We start from the raw sequence: 5,763 nt of genomic DNA, 5'->3' as shown, positions 1-5,763 counted from the left end.
GATTGCGGAGTTTTCCGTAATAAAATAATAGAATCCGGTACCTATTGTGTCAGCAAATATAAACCCGTTGGCCTGATCGGTTGTTACGACAGAAATGTAATGGGGGCCTACGCCCCCCATTATGTAAGGGGATAATCTATCCGTAATCGGATACATATATTTTATCCCAAGACCTATTCCACATTCAATGTTTGTTTCCGGGTTTACAACCGGGTTGACCTGCGGTTCGAAAAAAAACGTGAGTTTGCCCCTGTGGTTTTTCAGCTCAGGGAACAGTTTCTTCAGGTCGATACCTAAATGCCAGATTAACAAGATTGGTTGATAATCCCCTTCAGTAATGCTGCCGCTCCCGAAACCGGTAACAATTCCGGATTCTGTGAAAAGTCGATTATGTACGGAACTTGGATCAGGAGAGGTCTCTTCTGCGTACACTCTGGTGCTGAGGACAATTACTGCAAATATTGCAACAAGAACAGTTAACCTCATAAAATTAGAACTTTTCACTCGAACCTCCATTTTTTTTCGTAATTCGTAAAACGTTATCCGATTTTAGAACACGGACAAACAATACCGGATCAAAGTCCGGCACATGGTTTGTCCATGCCACCCTTCGGTTTATGATTTATGAACTGAACAGTGCGCGCATTCCCGCTGCTTGCGGCGGGGTTAGCGAGCGAATAAAAAATAAATTTTTCCTTAACAGCTCCACTATGCCGTTTTACGGCATTATAATTGGAAGTAACTCACGTTTTTAACAAAATCATTATTTCTGGTAAATATTATGAAATATTAACAACTTACAATGTGTTTGCTAATTTAAGTTCCTTGAAAGTCGGGGCTTCCCCGCAACTTGTTGCGCGAAGATTCAATTTTATTCACCGCCTGGAAAACTTCTTCTACCGTAATATCCTTCATGCATTTTCTTGTATCGCATTTCTTCAGAAAACAGGGGCTGCAAGACATCTCTTTGCGGATCACCACATGTCCTCTGCCATAGGGCCCGGTTCTTAAGGGATCAGTAGGTCCAAATAGCGCAACTACCGGTGTCCCCATCGCTGCTGCGATATGCATGGGGCCGGAATCGGTTGTAATCACAACGGATGATAAACTGTATAAATGTGCCAGGTCTCTCAGGGTTGTCTGACCCCCGAGGTTGACGGAAGGATGTGACATCAATGATTGAATATTCTCAATCATTCCATCGCTTCTGTTTCCCGTGAAAATTACCTTCGCCTTTAGGTCTTTTGTAATTCTGTCACACAACCTTGCAAATTTATCAGCCTCCCACAGCTTTGTTTCCCAGAATGCCACTGGATTTACTGCCACGAATCGATCTTTTGTGTCAATCTTATTTATTGTCAGAAGGTTTTTCACCCTATTTCTGTTCTCTTCCTGAACAGGAATCAGGAATTCCTTTTCATCGACATCGGAACCTAAATGGCGAAGCAAGTCGAGGTAGCGGTCAACGGCATGTTTTTTCATATTTTCATGAATTTTTTCATTTAAGAACAAACCGCTCAGTTCCTGCATGCTGTCGTAGCCGAGCTTACTCTTCCCCCCGCTGAGAAGTACAATAAGGGAACTTTTGAAAAGTCCGTGAAAATCAATCACCAGGTCGTATGAACGATCTCTCAGTGTCCTGACAAATGTTTTGATTTCTTTGATTGTTCTGCCTATCTGGTGAGGCCTTTTGAGATCAACCATCCACTTCTTTCTGCGGGAAACGATGACCCTGTCCAGGTGGGGATGATCCCTGATTATGTCCGAGGATGCTTCCTCTATTACCCAGGTGATGTCGGCATCGGGATAGAGTTCTCTTAAAGCTGAAAGTGAGGGAAGCGTGTGTATCACGTCTCCGATGGCACTCAATTTTACGATGAGGATGTTCACTTTTTCCTGTCCTTCATTATCCAGTTTACCGCGTCCAGGATATCCTCGGCGATATAGGAAGGTTCAACATCAGAAGATATTACGTTCTTTCCATAGCCGGTCTTTACCAGTATTCCCATGACACCGCTTCTGTTTGCCAATTCTATGTCTTTTGCCGCGTCGCCCACCATATAGGAGCGAAACAGATCAATGTTCAGTTCTTCGGAGGCTTTGATAAGCATCCCTGTTTTGGGTTTTCTACAGTCACATGATTTCAGATAGTGCCCTTTCCCCTCGGTCGGGTGGTGTGGACAGAAATAAAATCGGTCTATGCGGGCTCCATTTTCCTGAAGGGTTTCATTGATACGAGAATGTACGGTATTTACAAAATCCTCGCTGAAGTATCCTCTGGCCACCCCGGACTGGTTTGAGATAACCACCGCCTTCATCCCGCTTTCGTTAATTAATCTTATTGCTTCGAAGGAATTGGGGTAAATGTTCAGTTTTTCGAGGTCGCCAAGATATCCCACCTCTTCATTTATTGTTCCATCCCTGTCCAAGAAAACCGCGGTGTGTTTTTTCATTCCTTTAAAATACCCCGTGCGACATCATATACCTCGTCAACTCCTATCAAGTCCATGCACCGAAAATCGGTGGGACAAACTTGCTTAAGACAGGGGCTGCAGTCAACCTTTTTGTTGATAATAATACTCTTCTCACCTACAGGGGATGTTGTTACCGGATTAGTTGATCCAAAAATTGCTATTGTTGGGATGCCAAGTGCACCGGCTATATGCATCAGTCCGGAATCGTTGGATATAAAAAGATTACATCTTGCAATAAGAGAAATCGCTTCTTTAAGATTTGTTTCACCCGCCAAATTGACGAGTCTGTTTTTTGAACTTTGTTGAACCTTATCTGCACTGTCCCGGTCATCAGAACTTCCGAAAAGAATCACCGGGACGGAAAAATCTTCTATGAGCTTATCTGCAACTTCGGAAAACCTCTCTGGAAACCATCTTTTGGCCGGCCCATAAGTAGCTCCCGGTGCCATACCAATAATTATTTCTTCCTTACCGATGCCATGCCGATTGAGAATTTCTTCCGAGAGGGTGAAATGCCCCTCCGTCAGCGTGAGATTGACACTCCTTCCGGCCGATTTAAAGCCGAGAGCTTTGACCATTTCCAGATAGTAATCAATCTGATGCACTGACCTGATCTCTTCCGTTCTCTGCACCGAATGTGTCAGGAGAAATCCTCTCCCATCAGAATTATATCCAGCCCTTATCGGAATCCCGGCCAACCGGGCAATAATTGCAGCCTCAATGGCGTTTTGCAGAAGGACAGCCATATCGAACCTTTTGCTCTTCAGCTCTCTTGCCAGTCTAAGCCTCCCGGCAATACCCTCATGTATGCCAGGACTCTGAAAGAGGATAACCTCGTCAATATCCGGACAGACATAAAGAAGTTCCGCAACCCAGGGCTTGACAAGGACAGAGATCTTTGCGTGTGGAAATGTTTTTCTGACTGCGGCAATCGCAGGAAGGCACATTACGACGTCGCCGATCCAGTTGGTTCCGCGTATAAGGATATTTTCTATTTTACCTGCGGGGATTTCTTTTAACATATTCACGTAACTACTTAAGGTACCAAAGGCACAGAAGCACTAAGGTGTCACCCTGAACTTGTTTCAGGGTCTTATTGGATTCTGTAAGAGATTCTGAAATAAATTCAGAATGACAATGTCGGCAGCCTTTGTGTCTCGTAACTACTCATACCTGAGTAGTTACTGTTCACACCACCTGATGCCTTTTTGTCTTCCACCTCTGGTGGACCCATAGCCATTGATCAGGATAGTTTCTCACAAAACCTTCAATGATTTTTGTGAAGTTCTGGGTATTTGTCAGTATATCCCTTTCAGGATTTCCGGCATTTATTATCGTAACCTCTTCGCCAATTATAAACCGGTATTTACCGTTTTCCATTCTGACCATGAATGCGGGAATAACCGGTGCCCCTGTATAGAGAGCCAGTGAGGCCAGCCCATCGGTTGTGCAGGCAGGTCTTCCGAAAAAGTCAACAAAAACACCCTCCTGCCAGGCCATGTTCTGGTCGAGAAGTGTGCCAACAACCTCATTTTTTTTGATACGGCGAAATATCTGCTTTGTGGCGCCCTCCTTCGGCAGGGGCTTGTTTCCCTTGCATGCCCTCACATACGTAACAAGGTTTTCCAGAACAGGGTTGTCTAAAGGACGGTATATGACGGTAAGTGGATGTCCCAGCATAGCAGAAGCTGCCGCCATAAGTTCCCAGTTGCCGAGGTGGGCAGTAAAGAATAAAACTCCTCTGTTTTTTGACATGGTCTTGGTGTAATTTTCAAATCCCTCAAATTCTATCAGATTATGGATGTTTTCCCTGGTCAAAGAAGGAATTTCAAAAAATTCCGCAACTACTATCCCGAGATTTCGAAAAGCCCCCCTGGCGATTTTGCCTAAGCCCTTCATGTCTTTCTCCGGGCAAGCGCACTTTAGGTTATGAAGGGTGATCAGTCTGTGCTTTGTGGAGAAACGATAAAAAAGCAAGGAAATTGCTTTAAAGATTTCTCTTCTAACTGCAAGTGGAATTAAGCTGAAAAGCAAAAGTATGGCTTTTGTTGTTACTGTTTTTTTTATCTGAAAATCCCCCCTTCCCCCCTTTACAAAAGGGGGGTTAGTGGGGGCTTTACCTTTTACTAAAGTGGGGTTAGGGGGGATTATTTTCATCGTGTTTTGTGTAGTCATACCGTATGTTTTTTCATTTTAAAAGTTTTGACATAATGATATCTTCAAATTCTGTAGAACAATCAACTATTTCCATCTCTATCCTCAGCAAAAAGATATCACGGAAAAACTCTGGAAAGTCGATCAATTTTATTCCATCCTTTTCCGTGGTAACAATGATCTCTGACGAACAATTCGAAGAAGCTTTTTTAATCTCCTCGATATCACCCATCGTGTATCTGTGATGATCAGGAAATGTAATAAAAGAGACAGCCTTTCCACCGAGAGATATTATTGTCTCCTCGAAGGACTCCGGTTTCGCTATACCGGCAAAGGCAGATACCTTTTTTCCGCTCAGATATTCGAGAGGATAACTATCACTTTCCTCTCCTTTAACGAGTTCTTTCGGCTTGTGGTACCCTCTAAAAATAGGGACAGCGCCCTTTTTTAGGGCTGCAGTGACAATGTCGTCCGTTACTCTTTGAGAAAAAAGGGCGCTGTCCCTATTTTCTGTCAGTACGATGATATCTGCTCTCTCCAAAGCTTTTTTCGGTTCGCGAAGTGGTCCCCGTGGCAACAGGAACCTGTTTCCGAAGGGCCTTGTGCTGTCTAAGAGAACTATGTCTATATTTCTGAAGAGGCACCTGTGCTGGAAGGCATCATCCAGAATCAGGACATCAATGCCCAAATTATCCACGGCATATTTCCCTGTAAAATATCTCTTTGGTCCCGTGATGACGGGCACTCTCTTTGCGGATTTTGCAATGAGTACCGGTTCATCACCCGCTTCATCAAATTCCGCAAGAATATGATTTTCATCGGATACAACCGTAATGCGATTTTTGTTTTTCCCTCCATATCCTCTGCTCAGGACAGCAGGTTTATATCCCCGCTCTTTCAAAAGATTGGCCAGCATAATGGCCATCGGTGTCTTGCCCGTCCCACCCACGGTTATGTTTCCTATGCTGATCACCCTACATCTTAGTTTTCTCATTTTAAAAATGGCCAGATCATACATCCGGTTTCTCAAACGGATTATCCCGCCATAAATGATGGAAAACAAGTAAAGGGTAAAAAGAAGGGGGTTCAGGCAGTTCGGTTTGCTGTCATCATGCAGTATGCTGGCAGTTAAGTC

At 44.0% G+C, this 5,763-nt stretch carries 6 protein-coding genes; all 6 read right to left on the bottom strand.

Going from position 1 to position 5,763, the window contains the following annotated elements; translation table 11 throughout:
- Positions 1 to 504 (bottom strand): hypothetical protein (locus Q7J27_12750; GenBank protein MDO9530008.1); only part of this gene is annotated, 504 nt, incomplete at its 3' end.
- Between the two features lie 312 nt (positions 505 to 816).
- Positions 817 to 1,890 (bottom strand): lipopolysaccharide heptosyltransferase II, encoded by a 1,074-nt coding sequence (gene waaF / locus Q7J27_12745; GenBank protein MDO9530007.1) that lies wholly within the window; start codon positions 1,888 to 1,890, stop codon positions 817 to 819.
- The gene (gene gmhB / locus Q7J27_12740) at positions 1,887 to 2,453 is read right to left on the bottom strand and encodes a D-glycero-beta-D-manno-heptose 1,7-bisphosphate 7-phosphatase (protein MDO9530006.1); all 567 of its coding nucleotides are present in this window, start codon (positions 2,451 to 2,453) and stop codon (positions 1,887 to 1,889) included. The genes waaF (Q7J27_12745) and gmhB overlap by 4 nt, the downstream gene beginning before the upstream one ends.
- Positions 2,450 to 3,496 carry a lipopolysaccharide heptosyltransferase II gene (waaF, locus tag Q7J27_12735; protein MDO9530005.1) on the bottom strand — a complete coding sequence of 349 codons (1,047 nt, stop codon included), beginning with the start codon at positions 3,494 to 3,496 and terminating at the stop codon, positions 2,450 to 2,452. Before waaF (Q7J27_12735) ends, gmhB begins: the two co-directional genes overlap by 4 nt.
- A gap of 166 nt (positions 3,497 to 3,662) precedes the next feature.
- Entirely contained in the window at positions 3,663 to 4,631 is a 969-nt protein-coding gene (locus Q7J27_12730) for a lysophospholipid acyltransferase family protein (GenBank protein ID MDO9530004.1), read from the bottom strand.
- A gap of 31 nt (positions 4,632 to 4,662) precedes the next feature.
- On the bottom strand, positions 4,663 to 5,763 hold a 1,101-nt coding region (gene lpxK / locus Q7J27_12725; GenBank protein MDO9530003.1), incomplete at its 5' end, for a tetraacyldisaccharide 4'-kinase.

Source organism: Syntrophales bacterium (assembly GCA_030655775.1).
GTDB lineage: Bacteria > Desulfobacterota > Syntrophia > Syntrophales > JADFWA01 > JAUSPI01.
This window is presented reverse-complemented; position numbering and strand designations above follow the sequence as displayed.